Below are 20,211 nucleotides of genomic sequence, written 5' to 3'. Positions count from 1 at the left end.
AGCTATGTTATCTTGTAATAGTCTTTTTTCTTGTATTAGGAAAGTAGGAACTTTTTAATCTAGTGTGGCTTAATCGTATTTTATGGTTGTTCTATAGGTTAAATGGAAATAAAGATTTTTATTGACAACAGATGAAAATTAATTTAATATGTTAATGAAAATCATTATCGATAACTATTTAACAAAGGGGAAAACATATGATCTTTATTTATTCACTAATTGCAGTAACAATATTTTCTTTAGCCCTTTCGGCAAATATAAAAAAGAATCCTAAAGTTTACTATTGCTTAGCAACATTAATATCAGCTAGTACTATAGGGTTTGAACTTTATAAAATGTTCTCAAAGGTAAAACTAACAGGTTTTATAAATCAACTTGAAAGAGCATCTGCAAAGGGAATTATCGCAGTAGCATTTTTTATTTTAGTTATGTATGCAGGTGCATTGAGTACTAAACTTAAAGTAACTAGAAAACTTATGAGTATAAGAGCGGAGCTTGCAATAATAGCTTCTATTTTAATGCTTGCTCATGGAATTGTATACTTAATAAGTTTTATAATAAATACTGTGCCAAAGCTTATAAGTGGACAAGATGTCAAAATAATCACTATAGCAATCTCAATAGTAGGAATTCTAGCATTCATTTTGATGATTCCACTATTTATTACTTCCTTCAAGAAAATAAGAAAAACTATGCAGCCTAAGGCATGGAAAAACCTGCAAAGATGGGCATATCTATTCTATCTATTAGCATATGTACATATTTTGTTTATATTAGTAAAAGCAAAAAATCCAGACTGGATTAAAAATATTTCTTATACATTGGTTTTTGGAGCTTATCTAGTTTTAAAAATAATAAAATATAAAAGTAGATCTACATTTTAATAATTACAGGATTCATTTATATGGATTAGTGATGAAATTATAACTATATACTGAAACTATTCTCACGTATAATAAGCATGCTCCAACACATAATAAAGTAGAAATATTATTAAGTGAAGGAGATGTTTGAACATGAAAATTAATCCAGATGATAGAAGAGATAATGTGAATAAAATCCAACAACATATTAACGATACTTTAGACAATATCCATAAGGCTAATGATATGATTGAAATAACAGATGATGAAAAAACTAAGCAAGATTTAAAAGCGAAAAATGATAGAAGAGAAGAAGCATTAAATTCTTTTAGAAATGAAATTAGAGATGAAGCATTAGATAAAGAAAAAGGATATAAATAAACATTAAACTAACGAGCACTGCCAACTTTCTGGTGGTGCTCGTACTTATTTATTTTTTTGTACAACTTTTTATAAAAAATTTATTGACAAGCTTAATGAAACAAGTTATTATAAGTACATAGATTAAACGCTTACATATTGATGTATGGGATTGTAACTAATTCGATTAGGCAAGACCCTGGCTGATAAAAGAGACAAGTACTGCTCTTTTAATTGGTTAGGGTCTTTTATGTTTAAACCGAAACTTATTTATAACAATGTTTAGTCGATAAATTTAATATTTACTGGATCGTAACCGGTTAAGCGGGCGAGACCAAATTAGTGAGTATAGAGTAAATCATACTGCCTATTTGGTCTCGTCTTTTTTGTTCAAATCAAAAGTAAAAAAATACAATAAATTCAAAATTATATAAAAAGGAGAATTATATATGAAGTACGAAAAGTTAGCAAAAGATATTATAAAAAATGTCGGCGGAAAAGAAAATGTTAATAGTTTAACTCACTGTGTTACTCGTCTACGTTTCAAGTTAAAAGATGAAAGTAAAGCTAATACAGAAGTTTTAAAGAAGATGGACGGTGTTGTAACCGTAATCAAGAGTGGTGGACAATATCAAGTTGTTATAGGAAATCATGTTCCAGACGTATATGCAGATGTAGCCGCAATAGGTGGTTTTGCTTCAGCATCTGATGATAGTGGACAAGAAAAGATGAGTCCATTTAATAAATTCATTGATATTATATCAGGGGTGTTCACTCCAACCTTAGGTGTCTTATGTGCAACAGGTATGATAAAAGGATTTAATGCTTTATTTGTAGCTTTAGGCTTAATAAGCGCTACATCAGGAACTTATGCTATTTTAAATGGAATAGGAGATTGTTTATTCTATTTCTTCCCTATTTTCCTAGGTTATACAGCTTCTCAGAAGTTTAAAGGTAATCACTTTATTGGTATGGCAATAGGTGCATCATTAGTTTATCCTAAGATTGCAGCATTAACTGCAGCTAAGCCACTATATACAGTATTTGGTGGCACAGTTCTTGCATCAAACGTAAACTTAACTTTCTTAGGTATTCCAGTAATACTTATGGATTATTCATCAACAGTTATTCCTATTATATTAGCAGCTTTCGTTGGTGCTAAGATAGAAAAAGCATTTAAGAAGGTAATTCCAGATGTAGTTAAGACATTCTTAGTTCCATTCTGTACATTATTAGTAATAGTACCATTAACTTTCATAGTTATAGGACCAGTTGCAACTTGGGCAGGTAAGCTTCTTGGAGCAGCAACACTTACAATTTATAACTTAAGCCCTATATTAGCAGGAATATTTATAGGTGCATTCTGGCAAGTATTCGTTATATTTGGTTTACATTGGGGACTTGTGCCTATAGCAATAAATAACTTATCTGTACTTAAGCATGACCCAGTACTTGCAACTACATTTGCAGCATCCTTTGCTCAAACAGGTGTAGTATTGGCTATATTATTAAAAACTAAGAATAGTAAACTAAGATCAATTGCAATACCAGCAGTTATTTCAGGTATATTCGGAGTTACAGAACCAGCTATTTATGGTATATCACTACCAAAGAAAAAACCATTTGTAATAAGCTGTATAGCTGCTGCTATAGGTGGAGGTATACTTGGATTTGCAGGAAGTAACCTTTATATAATGGGTGGTATGGGTGTATTCGGAATACCAAGCTTTATAGGACCAAATGGTATGGATAAGGGCTTCTATGGAGCTGTAATTGGAATGGTAGCAGGTTTCGTAATAGGATTTGCATTAATGATGGTTACTGGATTTGAAGATGATAAAGAAGAAGTTCAAGAAACAACTAATAACAACGCAAAAATAGAAGTAAAAGCAGAAATTTTAGTTAGCCCAATAAAAGGTGAAGTTAAACCTTTAGCAGTAATAAAAGATGAAGCCTTTTCATCTGGAGCATTAGGAAAAGGAATTGCAATAGAACCATCAGAAGGAAAAGTAGTAGCACCAGTAGATGGAGTTTTAACAACATTATTCCCAACAGGACATGCTTTAGGAATCACAAGTGACAATGGAGCTGAAATACTAATCCATATAGGTATGGATACAGTAGAATTAGGCGGAAAGCATTTTACTACAAAAGCAAAACAAGGTGACCGTGTAAAGGCTGGTCAAGTATTAGTAGAGTTCGATATGAAAGCTATTAAAGAAGCAGGATATACATTAACTACACCTGTAATAGTTACTAATTCAGATAATTATGCAGATGTGGTTGAGACTGATAAGAAGTCTATAGCTCTTAATGAAGAACTATTAACAGTTCTAGCTTAAGACTAAAAAATATATTATTTAATTATCTATTTACCTGAATTACCTACAGATTACCAAATACTCTTAGAAAAAATGTCTATAAATTGATTCAATTCCAAAAAGAATCTCTGAGAAATCAGAGATTCTTTTGCTATTCGTCATATACTGGATAGCTATCAAAGTAACTTTGAAGTTAAGAATGCACATGAATTGTTTGATCATGTCTTAATTTAATGTGCTATTTTATAAGACCTGTTGATTTCAATTTAACATCAACTTGAACATTGAATCGTAGGGTATGATAGATATTTTGCCAGTTATCCCATTCATTGTAGTTATAAGTGTTTAAATGTCTTGCTCGATAATGCAATCCTAAGCCCATTGGGTCAACATCATTGCTTTGAATTTTTTCTAACAATGCTTGAATTCTTCCTTGTAATAATATTTCAGCTTCTTCTTCACATCTTTTAATATTATTTATTCTTAAGTTCCCTATGGTTTCTTCTATAGAACCTGTAGCAGTTAGTTTTAGATTAATATTAGATATATCTTTATCTTTTGTTTCAAATGTATATTTACATTTAGAATTATTTATATCAAAGATAAAATTAGATTGTGGAGAATTAACATGGAAATTAACCCTATTATGTGAGTATGCAATTAAATTATATAATTTTGTTTCTTCAGGATTTAGAATTAATTTGATTTTTAAAGAATCCTTTTTTTCAAAAAGAGCGAGTTTATTAATAGTATAGCTATTAGCTCTACTATTGATATCGCCATCCTTATTACTTGTATCTGATTCAATAATCGGCAATATTGGATCTAGTCCTAACTCGGTACGTCTTCTTTCCAAATCGAATAAATACTGCAGGGTAACATAATTAGTTACTGTACCTGTACTATCTAAAGATAAAATTAAAGCATCAGAAGGCGCCCGTTCAAAAGAAATTTTTTTCCCTAATGTTGCATTTGCACTAGGGGTACCTATTCCAATTAAAGTGCTCATTGGTATATCTCTTCTTCTGACAGGCCAATCTAAGGGAATTCTAAGATCAGTTGAAGCAAGCTTTTTGTCAAAGAGGATTACTTTTAAGTGGCTAAAATCTAATTCTTTATCTACCTTTGACTTGATAAGGGCAACTGCTTGTGAAATATTGTCTGATTCTTGAGTGAACATTATAAAGTTAGATTCACCTCTTTTGGGCTCAGTGTTTGGTACTGCTAACTTTAATGTTACTATATATGAGTTGATTGATTTTTCTGATTGATCAATTCCCATGCTGACTACAAAAAATCGTTTATCTATATCTTTAAATCCGCATCCAGTTATAAGTAGAGTTACGTAAAGAATTAAAATAAGCAATCTATATTTTCGCATCAAATTCTCCCCTTCTTATGAGTCTTATATGACACAAAACCTAAAAATATCACAAGGAAAAATTCCAAGAATAATCTAAGTGAAAGCCAATATTTAACAGCTGTTTCATCTTTAATTTGTGCAATATAATGTCTGTAAAAAAAAGGAATGATTGCAAAAACACATAAAATGCAGAGGAGTGCTAATTTAGTGTTTTTAAATTTGAGTTGATTCTGGAATAATTGTTTAAATAGATCTAAGGAAACATACCAATGAATAATTATATTTATCAATGAAGTTACGAGATAAATTAATAAATATATAAATAAAGTACGTTCAATTACACCAGTTTTAATAAGTATACAATCTGCAGAGATAATCCATGGAAAGTTGTAGTTATCAGCATTTTGTGTTCCAAGAAAACCAATTGGAATTAAAAATGCAAATAACATCAAAAAGAGTTCTATTATTGGAAATATCCATAGAAACTTCAGCTCATATTTATCTTTAAAATCTTTATTAAAAGTAACCATGTCAGTATAGCCAGTAAAGCTGTAAGTTGTAACTGCAAAAACTGATAACTTTGGCAAAGCAAGTGAACTTGTAACGGTTTCAACACAGGCATCCAAACAAAAAAAAGGATCTACAACTCCTTTTATAAATATAAAGATAATTGTAGGAATTATAAAGAGAATAAATATTTCTAATACATAAAGTAATGTTGTTCCCTTCATTCTGATGGCATAAATAATTAAAGATACATAGAGTAATAATATCAAATATACTGATGAGTCAGGGTCCATAAAGGTATTTGTCATATCTAGAGTAGAAGATAGCATCATTAAACCAGAAATATACCAAGTTGGACAAAATAACAACATAATGGTTATTTGAACCCACCTAGGAGAAGTTATTTGTAGTATTTCAGATAAGGTTTTATTGGGAAACATAGTAAGTGTTTTCAAAAAAATGTACATCATAATAGTTCCAAAGGGAATAGACAAAAAAATAGATAATAATCCTCCATTATTCCATTCTGGTAAAAGAATCTCAGGAAGAAAGATAATAATATTAGTAATTGAATTAATTAAAACAAGATAAAAAAAATATCGTTTCATGAAATTACCCCTTAGTTTTTAAAAGTTATTTTGTAGGAAATTTTTTTGAAAACAATTGTAAGTAAGGACGTCCGAAGCTCCTTATATTTGATATATATAGGGTTACAGCTATTATGCCAACGATTATGCCGTTCAATCCAAAAAATATAGATAGTATTAACAATGGATATTTAATAATTCTTATAGAGTAATTAAAGGAATTAACTGGTATAAGAAAAGTAGATATTGCTACTGCTGATACAATTATAACCATTATATTGCTTATTAAACCTGCCTCAGAAGCTGCCTGACCGATGATTAATCCACCAACTGTTGTTGCAGCAGGTCCTACCATTTTAGGAAGTCTTGAACTAGACTCAGATAGTATTTCAGTCATTAATAACATGCAAATAACTTCTATAAATGATGAATAAGGAACACTTACTCTGTTACCAGCAATAGAGAGTGCTAATTGGAATTTAAAAAGTTCAGGATTATATGAGGTAATCCCAACGTAGAAGCCAGGTAGTGTAACCGCTATAAATAATCCTAAGTATCTTAATATTAAAAGAGATTTACTTATTGAAGGTAATTGATATACATCTTCCATTGAGGACATAAAATCAAAAAATACTGATGGCAAAATCATAGCAAAAGGAGAGCCTTCTATAATTATTGATATTTTACCTTCATTAAGACTAGTAACTATTCTATCTGGTCTATCAGTCAGAAGTATAGTTGGAAATATTGATGAGTTATGCTTCATCAAATATTTATGTAAATGTTGTACTGGTTCTCCATATTCTTTAGGTAATTTTTGAAGACAGATTTGCAATTCATTCAATGCTTCATTATTTACTATACTGTTATCGTATATGATTGCAGTTGGAGTATTTAATGTCCCAAATTGTCTTAGTTCAATTTTTAAACTTTTTTTTGAATAACGTTGTCTAATAATATTTAAATTAGTATCTAGTTTTTCGCGAAGAGAATCTTTAGGTCCCTGAATAACAGTTTCAATTTGAGATGCGGTTATAGAACTTTCTAGAAAGTACTCTGCATCAAACAGTAACACTGTATTATCTAGAAATATAGCTACTGCCCCCTGAAGCAGCTTATTCAAAATAACTTGTCTGTCAGTTGATTCTAAACTTTTATCAAATGAAATTAGATAGTTTCTATATTCCTGAAGATCTTTGCTTCTAAAAAAAGATGTTATTATATTTTTTTTAATAATAAGTGGATCACAAATGCTAGTAATATACAGAAAATCAGTTTTTATTTCGTGAGATTCTAAATGGCGAAATGCTATATCAAAAGAATTTTGCAATGTATCTTTTAGCCAACTTGCTATTTTTAAAGTCTCTTCTTCGCTGAACATTGCCTTAATCCTCCATTATTTCTAATAAAATTTGTACATATAGTTTTACCTCAGCAAGATTATTTTATACTTTTTGGGGGGAGGAGTGTGGTTAAGGTAGAAGATATAAGTTGAAAATGCTGAAAAACAATGTATGAGAAAAACTTAGCAGGACATACATTCTTCTTTTTTTATTCTCTAATTTGAATTATCTTAGTAAGTATTAAAGTTATCAATTATATTAAGATTTATAGAAAAGTTTTAATAAATAGTGGAATTTATCCATATAAGGTGTATAATAAAAATATAGTATGATAACAATTATCAATTGATTAGCGGTATAACTCAGTTGAATAGAATATAGAAAACATATTAAGAAATTAATAATAATAAATTAAATCGTTAATTGTAGAATTTTATATATTCAAATTAATAATAATATAGAATATCTGGAGCAATGAGAGGAGTGGAAAATATGAAAAAATTAGTTTTAATAAGACATGGAGAAAGTCTTTGGAATTTAGAGAACAAATTTACTGGATGGACTGATGTGGATTTATCTGAAAATGGGCTTATAGAGGCAAGAAAAGCAGGCAAGATACTTAAGGAAAACGGATTTACTTTTGATGTTGCATATACTTCAGTATTAAAGAGAGCTGTAAGAACATTGTGGATAATACTTCATGAGATGGACCTTATGTGGATACCTATCCATAATTCTTGGAAGCTTAACGAAAGACATTACGGTGCACTTCAAGGATTAAATAAGCAAGAAACAGCAGAAAAGTACGGAGAAGAGCAAGTTCATAAGTGGAGAAGATTTGTTGATGTTAGACCTCCAGAACTTAGTAAAGATGATCCAAGATATCCAGGACACGAAGTAAAATATAAGGGATTATCAGAAGAACAACTGCCGCTAACAGAGAATTTAGCCGACACTGAGAAGAGAGTGTTACAGGACTGGTTTCAAGAGATAGTGCCTGCTTTACAAGAGGATAAGAAGGTTATAATAGCTGCGCATGGTAATACTTTAAGAGCTTTGGTTAAATATTTAGATAATATATCCAGTGACGGTATAGCAAGTCTTAATATACCAACAGGAACACCATTGGTATATGAACTTAATGATGATTTAACTCCAATAAGACATTACTATTTATCTTTAGATGGAAAGCTTCCTGAGATTGCAATTCCAAAAGATATTAATGAAAGCAAACAATTAGCAGGAAAAGTATAACAACACATTAAATTCAACAGTAATATTAAACAGAGACTAAATATAAAACAACAGGGATTTTGTATAACATAATACAAAATCCCTGTTGTTTTATATTTGATTGCTATAATCTGTGATTCCTAACCTATTTCCGAAAGGATCATCGAATTCAACCGCCATTCCTGTTCTTATAGGAAATGGAGAAGATATAAATTTTACTCCTTTAATTTTCATTTGTGCATATTCTTTATTAACATCTTCAACTACAAACCAAGTAGTAGGTTTTGTATCTTTAAATTTATTTTTGTCTTTTAATATAATGGCTGGTTCGTTATCACCTACATTAAAAGCTATCATTCCTTGATTTGAAAAATCAAATTTTAATGACAACCCTAAGATGTTCATGTAGTAGTCTTTAGCTGAAGTAATATCATCTACTGGTAAAAAGAAGTTATCATAATCTTTCATAATTCACCTCATAATTATTTTTTATCATTTTTCCAAGCAGGAAGCTTATTCATCATTGATTTAGCTGCATCATTAGCAACATCATGATCTAATCCTTGAGTCTTAATTATAAAGTTAGTTAATGAGGCGAGCTTTTCATTATAAGATTGCATTGTTCCATCAGATCTTGAACAGTATTTACAATAGTCTTTTTTCTGATCTCCACTTGCAAAATCATCAATGCTTTTCATTGGCATTCCACATGCAATACAAGTTTTCATTTTATGGGTACCTCCTTAATTTATATTTTTATCAATTTAATGTAGTGGTCTATTAACTGTGAACCATAATTTTTTAGTACAGGTTGATTTGGTGAAAAAAGATCACCATTGGTTAAATAGTAATGTATCAATCCAATCCAAGTGTTATAAAGCAAATTAACTGGAATAGGGCGAAGGTTTCCAAGAGATACTTCTCTTTCAGCAGCTAAACTAATATGATGAGAAATAGTTGAGTTGATGCTAATATATACGTTACGAATTTCTTCAGGTAAAAGTCTTCTTTCAATTATCAATCTTGTATAAAATTCCTCAAACTCCGATAATCCAATAATATGTGCATTTAATAAAGCTTCTAGATTGCTTTCTTCATCAACTAATTCATGTAGACGAGTTGTAATTTTATTGCCAAATTCATTTATAACTGCTATAAGTAACTCTTCTTGAGTGGGAAAGTGGGAAAATATAGTTCCATGAGATACGTTAGCTGCCTTTGCAATATCTATGGTTCTGGTAGATAAAATACCATTTGAGCTAAATTGTTCTATTGCTATTTCTATTAACTTGCTTCTAGTTTCTCTTTTTTGAATTTGTCTTTTATTTTCTGTCATAGTACCACCTTAATATAATGAGATACAACTCATTGAGTTATAACTCAATGATATATTTGTAATAGCATAATGTCAAGATGTTTTGAGAAAAAAATTTACATTAGTATTGGCATTGACACATTATAGAAAATATTATATAAATAAGATAATAATTTAATAAAGTCTTATTAAGAGTGGTGGAGGGACTGGCCCTTTGAAACCCAGCAACCAGTATGTTTCATTTGCATACATGGTGCTAAATCCTGCAGCAATGCTGAAAGATAAGGAACGTGTTATTAAAATCTCTTTCAGTGAAGAGATTTTTTTGTTTTTATAAGGGGCTATAATCTTTTATCTTACAATAATTTAAATTGAGGCTATGTTTAATTTCAACATGGTTCAACAGCACCTAAATTAATAATAAGTCATAAATAAAGAATGGGGAGTGTTTATGTCTGATATAAATGGAAGCAATGAATTTAAACAAAATATCATAAATAAAGCTAAGGAAATGGGGGCAAATATTATAGGCTTTGCTTCAGTAGATAGATGGGCTGAATTTAAAGAAACATCGCCAGAGTATTTTCCACAAAATATATGGCCTGAAACTAAGTCAGTTATTGTTTTGGGAATACAAATATTTTTGCCTATGCTTGAAACTACGCCTTCTATAGTTTACTCGGAATTATATAATACAACTAATAGATTGTTAGATGAAACAGCATATAAACTTGCAAATTATTTAAATACATTAGGACACAGAGCTTTTTATTTTCCAAGGGACGGGTATGGTGATATATCCATACTGGTGAAGAAACCAGCAGCAGCTTTTTCGCATGTATTGGCAGGAAAGTACGCAGGTCTTGGAACTATAGGTTATAACCATACTTTATTAACTAAAGAATTTGGACCTAGACTTAGATTGGTTTCTGTTTTAACTGATGCTGTAATAGAGCCTGATGAAGTTTTAAATAAGGAGCTTTGTATTAAATGTGAAATGTGTAGAAGATGTTGCCCAGCTAGTGTATATACTACTACAGAAGATCTTATAGCAAATATGGACAAGAAAAAATGTGCGGAATATCATTCAAAGCTTAAGGATGCCTATGCATATCCTTGCGGTGTATGCATAAAAGTATGTCCTATAGGTGAGGACAGGAAAATATATGGGAACAATGCTAAGAAGTATTTGAATGAAAAGCAAGCACTAAAAACTGGTGAAGGAATCGAAGAATATGCAGGGTGGATTCACGCTAGAAGTCACGGTTCAAAGGAAGTTAAATCTGAATAAAGTTTGATTACTTTAATTCTTAAAATAGCAGAAAAATATAAACATTTAAGATTGGGGGATTTATAAATGAAAGGAAATTTTAGTACAAGACTTACTCACCTAGGAGAAAAAAGTCCTAAATCAGTTTCAAGATCCAAAACTATTCCAATATCAATGACTTCAGTATTTGTGTTCGATGATGTAGAAACCCTTGATAAAGTTTATGACAATGAAGAAGAGGGATATGTTTACTCAAGAAATGGTAATCCAGGACATGATGCTTTAGAAGAAATAATAGCAGGAATAGATGAAGCAGAAGATGCGCAAGTATTTTCATCTGGAATGGGAGCAATAGCAATGTCAATAGTTGCTAATGTAAAAGCTGGGGATCATATAATAGCAGCTAGCGTTTTATATGGGGGAAGCTATACATTCTTAAAGCAGGAACTTGCAAAGTTTAATGTTGAGGTAACATTTGTAGATGTGGTTAATGAAAGTATTGAACAATATTTTAAGCAAAATACTAAGGTGGTATATGTGGAAACTATATCAAATCCATTGATGGAAGTTATTGATATAAAAGCTATAGCGGATTTGTCTCATAGGCATAGCGCAAAACTTATTGTAGACAATACTTTTGCTACAGGAGTAATATGCCAGCCATTAAAGCTTGGGGCAGATATTGTTGTATATAGTGCTACAAAGTATATATGTGGACATAGTGATGTTACTGGAGGAATTGTAGTTGCAGATAAAGGAAATGTAAACAAGATAAGAAATACAGGCGCTCTATATGGTCCTATGATGAGTCCTTTTGATGCTTGGCTTTTAATAAGAAGTTTAAGAACTTTGGAACTTAGACTAAAAAAGCACTCTGAGAATGCATTAAAGTTAGCTGAGTACTTAGAAAAACATGAAAAGATAAAGAAGGTTTACTATCCAGGCCTTAAAAGTTCCGCATACTATGAAATTGCCAAAGTTTTGTTTAATGGTGAAGATTTTGGAGGAATGTTAAGTATTGATGTTATAGATGAAGAAAGAGGAGCATATGAGCTAATAAGAAACCTTGAAAGTATAAAGTTTGTTCCAAGTCTTGCAGGAGTAACAACTTCTGTTTCATATCCAGTGAAAACCTCTCACAGAGCATTGACAGATGAAGAACTGAGAAAAGCTAATATATCTAAAGGACTTATAAGAGTTTCTGTTGGACTTGAAGATATAGATGATATTATTGCAGAGTTTGATAAGGCTTTGGAAAAGATATAGAGAGCTTTACAGTTAAATTAATAGCTTGATAATTTTTAAAGTTAGAATGCTTATGATATAGAAACTATAAAATACCATGAAAAGCACTTGAATTTATTAATTATATAAATTCAAGTTCTTTTCGTGTTTTATATATGGCATTAAATAAAGGCTATGTTTAACACGGGGATTAAAAGCTCTAAAGTAAAAATCTAGTTACGAGTTGGAAGTTTTATATTTATCATATTAAGTTTATTAACTGATATTAGAAGTATATATCCAATTAAAGCTCCTATAAAACTGCTTATAGAAATTGTCATAATGTAATTTATTCTTATTGAGGACATCATAAAAAAACTAAATAGTATAATAATATTTATGGTCAAAGGTAATGCAAGTAGTAAAAGCTCAAGTTTTTTCTTTGATTTCGAGAATATTACTGGCACCCAATACCCCAGTGGTATAAAAAACATCATAAAAAAAACTGATGAAGTTAATAAGTTAGAACTTGAACCCAATTCTATTCCAGGTATAGGAGCTTTGTTGCCAATTAAGATGAATGATATAATTAACAACAGTCCAAACAATAGAGTCATTTTGTTTCTATAATTTGAAAGAGAGTTTATTATGTTTAATCTTAGCTGCTTTACTTGGCCAAAACTATCGATAGACTTTCTTATAGCTTCAGCTTCTGAATATCCTTCAGACATATACTGAAGTTTTAATAACTCTAAATGATCTTTAAATTCAGCTATTAATTCTAGTTTTCTTTTTTTTCTTATTTTAAGTCCTGAAACTATAGAATTGATATATCTGTCAAACTCTTCCATGAAAATCCCTCCCTACAAGTATCAATCAACTTATTTAATAAATCCCATTCACTAAGTTTTTGTGATAATTTTTTTCTTCCATTTTCAGTGATACTATAATATTTTCGTCTTCCGCCGGTTTCTGAATCTGACCAATAGGAATGAATAAGATCCTTTTTTTCTAATCTTTGCAATGCAGGATATAGTGTACCTTCTCCCATGCTATAAAGTTCATTGCTTTTCTCTTTTAACCTTTTTGCAATTTCATAACCATATAAGTCTTCTTTTTCTATAAGTGATAACAAAAGTATATCAATACTTCCTCTCATAAGTTCTTTATCCATAATTAGCTCCTATTTAAGTTATTTTTTACCATTATACAATGTAATACATCGTCATACAAGGTATAATTCAATAATTTACAAAAGTTAAATTAAATTGCTAATTACATTTTTTATTTATTAATTAAAGAGTTATTATGATTAAATAAAAAGTAACTATTAAATAAGTTTTAAGTATACTGAATAATTAGTCTTAAAATTTGAAAGATTAATTTATAAAAGGAAAATTATATTTTATAGATTAGAAGGTGTTAGTTATATGGGCAAAAAGAAAAAGTTAACTGATGTTCAGAAGGAATATCAGGAGTTTGCCAAGGGTAGAGAGCCAAAGCGTCCAGTTATAAAAAATTGTTTTAAGGCTTTTTTAGTTGGAGGTATTATATGTACAATAGGTCAGTTTTTGCAAGTAATGTTTATCAAGTATTTTGGATTCACGACAGAAACTGCAGGGGGACCTACTTCAGCTGTACTTATAATAATTTCTGTTTTACTTACGGGATTTGGCGTATATGACCATATTGCGCAATGGGCTGGAGCAGGTACTGCAGTTCCAGTAACTGGATTTGCAAATACTATTGCGTCTGCTTCTATAGAACATAAGAGTGAGGGTTATGTTCTTGGAGTAGGAGGAAACATGTTTAAATTATCAGGTTCAGTAATTGCTTTTGGAGTATTTTCTGCGTTTGTTGTTTCAATAATTAAATTGACTATCAAGTGGATTGGGGGCATGTAAATGCTTAAGGGAAGACAAACTTGGATTTTTGAATCAAAACCAGTAATAATCTCATCTTCTGCTATAGGAGGTCCATTTGAAGGAAAAGGAGCACTAGCAGAGGATTTTGATTTTATTCATGACGATATATGGGCAGGAGAAGAAAGTGTAGAGAAAGCAGAAAAAAAGTTATTAGAGCAATCCTGCATTACTACAATGAATAAGGTAAACATGGAAAAAGAAGATATACAATTTTTTATAAGTGGAGATTTAATGAATCAAATTATATCTAGCAGTTTTACTGCAAGGTCACTTGAGATACCTTTTTTAGGTGTGTTTGGAGCGTGCTCAAGTTCTATGGAAGGGCTAGCTTTAGCGTCTCTGCTAGTTGATAGCAAGGCTGCTGAGTTTGTGTTAACTGGAGCATCAAGTCATAATGTAGCGGTTGAGAAACAGTTTAGATATCCAACAGAATATGGTGCACAAAAACCTCCTACTGCTCAGTGGACTGTAACAGGAGCCGGGACTGCACTTGTAGCTGCACAAGGTGATGGACCAAGAGTAACTTCCGCTACTATAGGGAAGATAGTAGATATGGGAATCTCTGATCCATATAACATGGGAGCTGCCATGGCACCTGCGGCTGTAGATACTATTGAGAAACATTTTAAAAATTTGAATATAGACCCCTCATACTATGATTTAATAGCTACGGGTGATTTAGGAAAGGTGGGCCATCAAATTACAGCAGATTTATTAAAAAAGCATGGCATGGAAATGCCAAGTGATAGATTCACAGACTGCGGACTTATGATTTATAAAGATGATCAACCAGTTATGGCTGGAGCAAGTGGGTGTGGTTGTACGGCTACAGTTACCTACGGTCATTTAATTAAACGTATGAAAAAAGGTGAGTTAAAGAGAATACTGGTTATAGCTACAGGAGCATTACTATCTCCTTTATCTTATCAACAAAAAGAGAGTATTCCATGCATTGCTCATGCAGTATCTATTGAGATGTAGAAGGGAGATTTTAAAGGATATGATAACTTTTTTTTGGGCTTTTGTAATTGGAGGACTTATTTGTGTTATCGGTCAAATTATGATGGATGTATTTAAGTTAACACCTGCTCATACTATGAGTACTTTGGTTGTTGCAGGAGCTATATTAGGTGGATTAGGTTGGTATGATCCTATAGTTAAATTTGCAGGATCTGGGGCTTCTACACCTATAAGTAGTTTTGGAAACTCACTTGTAAAAGGAGCCTTAATGGAGGCTGAAACTACTGGAATAATTGGGGTGCTCACAGGTATTTTTGAGATTACAAGTTCTGGAATATCTGCCGCAATAATTTTTGGATTTATGGCAGCCATTATATTTAGACCAAAGGGATAGGGAAAGTTTAATTAGTTTTATTAAATGCAAATGTGATAACCGCAGACTTACAACAGTTATCACATTTACTAATATTCAGGTCTTATGAAGTGAGACATCGTTATTAAGCTAAATTTATTTTAATAGCCACCTCCAATTAAACCAGGTAATTTAGAAGACACTGTTAAAATTACATTTACTGGTTGTTCATTTGAATTAGGCTTGATAACAGTTACATAAATTAAATCTGGATGAAATGTTGTAGGTGTAAATTCTGAGCCGGGAAATGAGAATATAGGCTTACCATATTCTACTACAGGAGTAATAAGAATCTTTGTAAAGTCATTGAGGGTGATAGTTAAGTTGGCATTATGTTGGTTTATTATAGGAATAGATTCTTTTGATGTCTTACAATCATTTAAATAACTTATAATAGTTTTAGCTATTTCAAGTTGGTATGAATCACTTAGTTTAAGGTCATAACGCTGGCCTTGTGTTCTCTGATAAATTCTAATGGGGAAAAGGTTTATATTTAGGATATCAGGCAAGGAAAGTGCTTTAAACATTTCAACAGTTTTTGTAGCATTAGCTGTAGTTTTAGTATCAGTGTCAGGTTGTTTATTTATAACCTTAGGATTTACTAAAAATATAAATCCTAACAAGATTATCAGTGTGATTCCCATAATAGATAGTTTTAATGATCTACCCTTATATGACCGAATCATAGCAATTCTCCTTTTCAAATTTATTTTACTTGATGTGAAAGCAGTAGAATTAATCACATTAGATGGATTTGAAAATAAAGCTGCCGCAGTAATTATTGTATTGCCATAGTTTTTATAGTAATCAGGTCCAAGATAAGTCATAACCTTCTCATCACAAGAAAATTCGCAGTCTTGTTTCATTTTATGAAAAGAGTATAAGATTAAGGGATTGAACCAATTTAGAAGACTTAATATAATAGTGATCCAATTTATAAATATGTCTTTTTGCTTCAGATGAACTAGTTCATGAAGGAGGATATATTTTTTTTCTTCGTCCAATAATTTATTAAACAAATCTTTAGAAATTATTATCCTAGGTTTAAATAGTCCATATAGAGATGTGCCTTGAATATCAGTTGAGTATGAAATAGGTATATGTTTTTTTATATTAGTGATTTTCTTACAGGAGTCAAATAGACTAAGTAAAGCTTCGTCGTTGCAAAACTGCTGATTTTTTATTTTATTATTGTTACTGATGTAGATGAATATTATAAATAGTAGAAGCAAAATTGTAATAGTAAACCAGGTTATACCTGCTAACTTAAACATATCAAAGTTGCTTGTACTAGCGGATAATTTACTTATTGTTGGCTCAGTAGAAGTAAAATTCTGAGGAACAGAATTCATACTATGTTTTAGTATACCTATATTTTCTAGATTATTTCGTGTATTTAATGTTGTTTGCACAGTATTAATTGGCTGTGGAAAAACATTAAAGATACTTAAGGAACTTTCAAAGCTGTAGGGTATACCAAGTCTTAGTATAAGTAAAAACCATATATAGTAGTGCCAGGAAGCACTTAGTTTGTTTTTGAATAATTTTTTTATAAGTAATATCATTAAAGCAACAAAACTTCCTAGTATGGAAGAAAAAAGCACCGCCTTAAATATTAAATCAATAAGCTGCAATCTGACTACCTCCTTAATTTTGCTTTTCTTCGAGCATCTTTTTGAGGTCTTCAATATCTTCATTAGTAAGATCTATGTCGTTTATAAAATATTTGAGAAAGAGCTTTTGAGAGCCGTCATAAATTTTGTTAATGAGAGTCTTTGTCTCCTCTTCCCTGAACTGTTCCTCAAGAATAATAGGATAGTATTTATATACTTTTGATTCTTTTATAACGCCAACAGCACCTTTTTTTACAAGTCTACTTATGAAGGTATGGATGGTTGTTGTACTCCAAGTTGAGTCCTCTTTTAAGCTATCAATTACTTCAGTAGAAGTAAGTGGATGTTTTTTCCATAAAACTTTCATTATAAGCCATTCTGATTCTGTGATTTTTGGTGAATTTTTCATATTAAAACCTCCTACTACAGTTGTAGTTATTAATCTAATACTACAACCGTAGTTCTGATATGTCAATATTTTCAATAAATATATTTTATTAATACAATTTAAATAATTTAATACGTAAATAAATGTATTATTAATAGTTATGTATACAAAATAATGTATGAAGTAATGAAAACAATGTAATAGATGAATGAAAATTTTTTATGAAGGAATGATTATATGAAAACTAAAGTTGAAATACCAAATAGGCTAATAGATGAAAAAAGCCCTTATTTGTTGCAACATGTCTATAATCCAGTAAACTGGTATCCATGGAGCAAAGAAGCCTTTGAAAAGGCAAGGTCAGAGGATAAACCTATATTTTTGAGTATAGGATACTCAACTTGTCATTGGTGTCATGTTATGGCTCATGAAAGCTTTGAGGATGAAGAAGTAGCAAAGCTTATGAATGATACTTTTATATCAATAAAGGTAGATAGAGAAGAAAGGCCTGATATAGATAACATCTATATGACTGTATGTCAGATGCTTACAGGAAGTGGCGGTTGGCCTTTAACTATAATAATGACTCCAGATAAAAAACCATTCTTTGCAGGTACATATATACCAAAGAGTAGCAAGTACGGAAGAATAGGAATGATTGAGCTTACTAACAAAACTAAGGAACTCTGGAATCAAGAGAAAGATAAGCTTTTTGATTCAGCAGAACATATATCTGAGAGAATAAAAGAAGCAACAAAAAATTCTCCTGGGGAATTATTAGGTAAAGAAGTTATTGATCTTTGCTTTGAGAAACTTAGTAATAGCTATGATAGTAATAACGGAGGATTTGGTAACTATCCTAAGTTTCCAACACCTCACAATCTATTATTCTTAATGAATTATTATCATATGAATAAGGAACAAAAAGCCTTAGATATGGTTGTTAAAACTCTAGATAGTATGAGTATGGGTGGAATTTATGATCATATAGGCTATGGATTTCATAGATATTCCACTGATGAAAAGTGGCTGCTTCCTCATTTTGAAAAAATGCTTTATGATCAAGCTATGATTACTTTAGCCTATACAGATTGCTATAACATTACAAATAACACTTACTTTAAGGAAATTGCAGAGAGCATATTAGAATATTGTAATAGAGTGTTATTATCAAAAGAAGGAGCTTTTTATTCTGCAGAAGATGCAGATAGTGAAGGCGAAGAAGGCAAATTTTATGTATGGTCTATAAAAGAACTAAAGGATATATTAGATGATCAAGAACTTGAACTTTTGAGTAGAGTATATAATTTAAAAGAAAGCGGTAATTTTAAGGATGAGGCTACAAGAAGATTTACTGGTTATAACATACTTCATCTTAAATGGAAATTAAGTGAAATTAGTTATGATAGATATGATGATAATTTAAATAATGCTTTAGATAAAATAAGAGATACTTTATTTAAGAAGAGAGAGCAAAGAGTACATCCACATATGGATGATAAAATATTGACGGACTGGAATGGCCTTATTATAGCGGCCTTAAGCAGAGCAGCAGCGATATTCAACAGAGAGGATTTAGCTAAAACAGCTTCAAAGTGCGCTGATTTCTTTGTAAGTAGTATGGAGGAAAATGGAGGTTTATTTCATAGATATTGTAAAGGGCAATGGAACATATCAGGTAATATTGATGATTATAGTTTTATGATATTTGGGCTCATAGAGCTTTATGAAGCTACATTTAATGATAGGTATCTTAAGGAAGCGATTGGCTTAATGGATGAACAAATAAAGAATTTTTGGGATGATGAAGGTGGGTTTTATTTCACATCATCAAATGAAGAGGAGGTGCTTACTAGAATTAAGGAAATATATGATGGAGCCATACCTTCTGGAAATTCTATTTCCTTCACCAATCTCATTAAGCTTAGCAGGATAACAGGTGAAACGAAATATGAAGAATATGGTGAGAAACTTCAAAAAGCATTTGCTAATATTATAAAAGAAAGCCCAATAGCTTATACCCAAATGGTGTCTGGAATACTTTTATCCATTAGCAACAGTGAAGAAATAGTTGTAGTAGGTGATATTAACTCAGAGGAGTTTAAAAATTATATAAACAATATTAGATCAGTATATTCACCGACCTCAGTATTAGTTGCAAAAAATACTAATGAACCTAATCCTATGATTCATGAATTAGCAGACTATACAAAATATCAAGATAAGTTAGATGACAAGACAACTATATATATATGTAGGAATTTTACTTGTAATGAGCCAGTGACAAGCCTAAATGAAGCTCTAAAAATTATTGGTAAATGAGTATAAGAAGTTCTTATGTGAATTCAAGTTAGATATCTGGAAGGTATAATTAAAATACTATGGCAATATTTTAGGTCTTTTTTAGAATAGCGAATCATTCTAAATAAGGCCTTAAAAGCTTTAATATTTTCTTCATTAACAATATATGAATATTTTAACAGAATAGAAAAAAATTTTTCGTACGATAATGTTATTAGATGAATTA

At 30.7% G+C, this 20,211-nt stretch carries 20 protein-coding genes and 1 riboswitch; of the genes, 10 read left to right on the top strand and 10 right to left on the bottom strand.

Annotation, left to right across the window (positions count from 1 at the left end; all coding sequences use genetic code 11):
* Positions 1-197: 197 nt before the first annotated feature.
* The 3 genes from J3477_RS15720 (at position 198) to J3477_RS15710 (ending at position 3,565) form a co-directional block, all read left to right on the top strand.
* Positions 198-884, top strand: coding sequence for a ferric reductase-like transmembrane domain-containing protein (locus tag J3477_RS15720; RefSeq protein ID WP_206870916.1), 687 nt, complete (start codon positions 198-200; stop codon positions 882-884).
* Between the two features lie 132 nt (positions 885-1,016).
* Entirely contained in the window at positions 1,017-1,244 is a 228-nt protein-coding gene (tlp, locus tag J3477_RS15715; protein WP_206870915.1) for a small acid-soluble spore protein Tlp, read from the top strand.
* A 428-nt stretch (positions 1,245-1,672) separates the two neighbouring features.
* Complete coding sequence (locus J3477_RS15710) at positions 1,673-3,565, top strand: beta-glucoside-specific PTS transporter subunit IIABC (RefSeq protein WP_206870914.1); 1,893 nt, start codon at positions 1,673-1,675, stop codon at positions 3,563-3,565.
* Between the two features lie 217 nt (positions 3,566-3,782).
* Here the strand turns inward: J3477_RS15710 and J3477_RS15705 are convergent, their stop codons facing one another.
* Genes J3477_RS15705 through J3477_RS15695 form a run of 3 tightly spaced genes read right to left on the bottom strand, consistent with a single transcriptional unit; the run spans position 3,783 to position 7,382 of the window.
* A complete protein-coding gene (locus J3477_RS15705; protein ID WP_206870913.1) occupies positions 3,783-4,925 on the bottom strand; it encodes a Ger(x)C family spore germination protein in 1,143 nt (380 codons plus the stop codon).
* Entirely contained in the window at positions 4,925-6,022 is a 1,098-nt protein-coding gene (locus J3477_RS15700; protein WP_206870912.1) for a GerAB/ArcD/ProY family transporter, read from the bottom strand. The genes J3477_RS15705 and J3477_RS15700 overlap by 1 nt, the downstream gene beginning before the upstream one ends.
* Positions 6,023-6,047: 25 nt before the next feature.
* A complete protein-coding gene (locus J3477_RS15695; RefSeq protein ID WP_206870911.1) occupies positions 6,048-7,382 on the bottom strand; it encodes a spore germination protein in 1,335 nt (444 codons plus the stop codon).
* 454 nt (positions 7,383-7,836) lie between these two features.
* Between J3477_RS15695 and gpmA the strand changes: the two genes are divergently transcribed.
* Positions 7,837-8,598, top strand: coding sequence for a 2,3-diphosphoglycerate-dependent phosphoglycerate mutase (gpmA, locus tag J3477_RS15690; protein WP_206870910.1), 762 nt, complete (start codon positions 7,837-7,839; stop codon positions 8,596-8,598).
* A gap of 90 nt (positions 8,599-8,688) precedes the next feature.
* On the opposite strand, the gene J3477_RS15685 is transcribed toward gpmA, so the two are convergent.
* From J3477_RS15685 to J3477_RS15675, 3 genes are read right to left on the bottom strand one after another with little or no spacing between them, the layout of a single operon-like run.
* Positions 8,689-9,045 (bottom strand): VOC family protein, encoded by a 357-nt coding sequence (locus tag J3477_RS15685; RefSeq protein WP_206870909.1) that lies wholly within the window; start codon positions 9,043-9,045, stop codon positions 8,689-8,691.
* A gap of 14 nt (positions 9,046-9,059) precedes the next feature.
* Complete coding sequence (locus J3477_RS15680) at positions 9,060-9,305, bottom strand: zinc ribbon domain-containing protein (RefSeq protein ID WP_206870908.1); 246 nt, start codon at positions 9,303-9,305, stop codon at positions 9,060-9,062.
* Between the two features lie 20 nt (positions 9,306-9,325).
* Positions 9,326-9,913 (bottom strand): TetR/AcrR family transcriptional regulator, encoded by a 588-nt coding sequence (locus J3477_RS15675; protein ID WP_206870907.1) that lies wholly within the window; start codon positions 9,911-9,913, stop codon positions 9,326-9,328.
* Positions 9,914-10,074: 161 nt separating this feature from the next.
* Positions 10,075-10,180, top strand: a riboswitch (SAM riboswitch).
* 163 nt (positions 10,181-10,343) lie between these two features.
* Between J3477_RS15675 and J3477_RS15670 the strand changes: the two genes are divergently transcribed.
* Positions 10,344-11,183, top strand: a complete 840-nt coding sequence (locus tag J3477_RS15670; protein ID WP_206870906.1) for an epoxyqueuosine reductase — start codon at positions 10,344-10,346, stop codon at positions 11,181-11,183.
* Between the two features lie 66 nt (positions 11,184-11,249).
* Positions 11,250-12,428, top strand: coding sequence for a trans-sulfuration enzyme family protein (locus J3477_RS15665; RefSeq protein WP_206870905.1), 1,179 nt, complete (start codon positions 11,250-11,252; stop codon positions 12,426-12,428).
* A gap of 191 nt (positions 12,429-12,619) precedes the next feature.
* Here J3477_RS15665 and J3477_RS15660 read toward each other — a convergent pair whose 3' ends face one another.
* Positions 12,620-13,237: a permease prefix domain 1-containing protein gene (locus tag J3477_RS15660; protein ID WP_206870904.1), complete on the bottom strand. Its 618-nt coding sequence runs from the start codon at positions 13,235-13,237 to the stop codon at positions 12,620-12,622.
* Positions 13,204-13,560 carry a PadR family transcriptional regulator gene (locus J3477_RS15655; protein WP_206870903.1) on the bottom strand — a complete coding sequence of 119 codons (357 nt, stop codon included), beginning with the start codon at positions 13,558-13,560 and terminating at the stop codon, positions 13,204-13,206. Before J3477_RS15655 ends, J3477_RS15660 begins: the two co-directional genes overlap by 34 nt.
* A 256-nt stretch (positions 13,561-13,816) precedes the next feature.
* Here J3477_RS15655 and spoVAC point away from each other — a divergent pair, with 256 nt between their 5' ends.
* Genes spoVAC through spoVAE form a run of 3 tightly spaced genes read left to right on the top strand, consistent with a single transcriptional unit; the run spans position 13,817 to position 15,665 of the window.
* Positions 13,817-14,290, top strand: coding sequence for a stage V sporulation protein AC (gene spoVAC / locus J3477_RS15650; protein WP_206870902.1), 474 nt, complete (start codon positions 13,817-13,819; stop codon positions 14,288-14,290).
* Positions 14,291-15,292: a stage V sporulation protein AD gene (gene spoVAD / locus J3477_RS15645; RefSeq protein ID WP_206870901.1), complete on the top strand. Its 1,002-nt coding sequence runs from the start codon at positions 14,291-14,293 to the stop codon at positions 15,290-15,292.
* A gap of 19 nt (positions 15,293-15,311) precedes the next feature.
* Entirely contained in the window at positions 15,312-15,665 is a 354-nt protein-coding gene (spoVAE, locus tag J3477_RS15640) for a stage V sporulation protein AE (RefSeq protein ID WP_206870900.1), read from the top strand.
* Between the two features lie 119 nt (positions 15,666-15,784).
* Here spoVAE and J3477_RS15635 read toward each other — a convergent pair whose 3' ends face one another.
* Together J3477_RS15635 and J3477_RS15630 are read right to left on the bottom strand one after the other, a co-directional pair.
* Positions 15,785-17,317, bottom strand: coding sequence for a M56 family metallopeptidase (locus J3477_RS15635; protein ID WP_206870899.1), 1,533 nt, complete (start codon positions 17,315-17,317; stop codon positions 15,785-15,787).
* Positions 17,318-17,330: 13 nt separating this feature from the next.
* On the bottom strand, positions 17,331-17,705 hold the full coding sequence (locus J3477_RS15630) for a BlaI/MecI/CopY family transcriptional regulator (protein ID WP_206870898.1): 375 nt from the start codon (positions 17,703-17,705) through the stop codon (positions 17,331-17,333).
* Positions 17,706-17,921: 216 nt separating this feature from the next.
* Here J3477_RS15630 and J3477_RS15625 point away from each other — a divergent pair, with 216 nt between their 5' ends.
* Positions 17,922-20,006 carry a thioredoxin domain-containing protein gene (locus tag J3477_RS15625; protein WP_206870897.1) on the top strand — a complete coding sequence of 695 codons (2,085 nt, stop codon included), beginning with the start codon at positions 17,922-17,924 and terminating at the stop codon, positions 20,004-20,006.
* Positions 20,007-20,211: the final 205 nt, after the last annotated feature.

It is taken from the genome of Clostridium zeae, from assembly GCF_017312485.1.
GTDB classification, from domain to species: Bacteria; Bacillota; Clostridia; order Clostridiales; family Clostridiaceae; genus Clostridium_AR; species Clostridium_AR zeae.
Note: the sequence above shows the minus strand (reverse complement) of the source record. Positions and strands in the feature narration are given on the sequence as shown.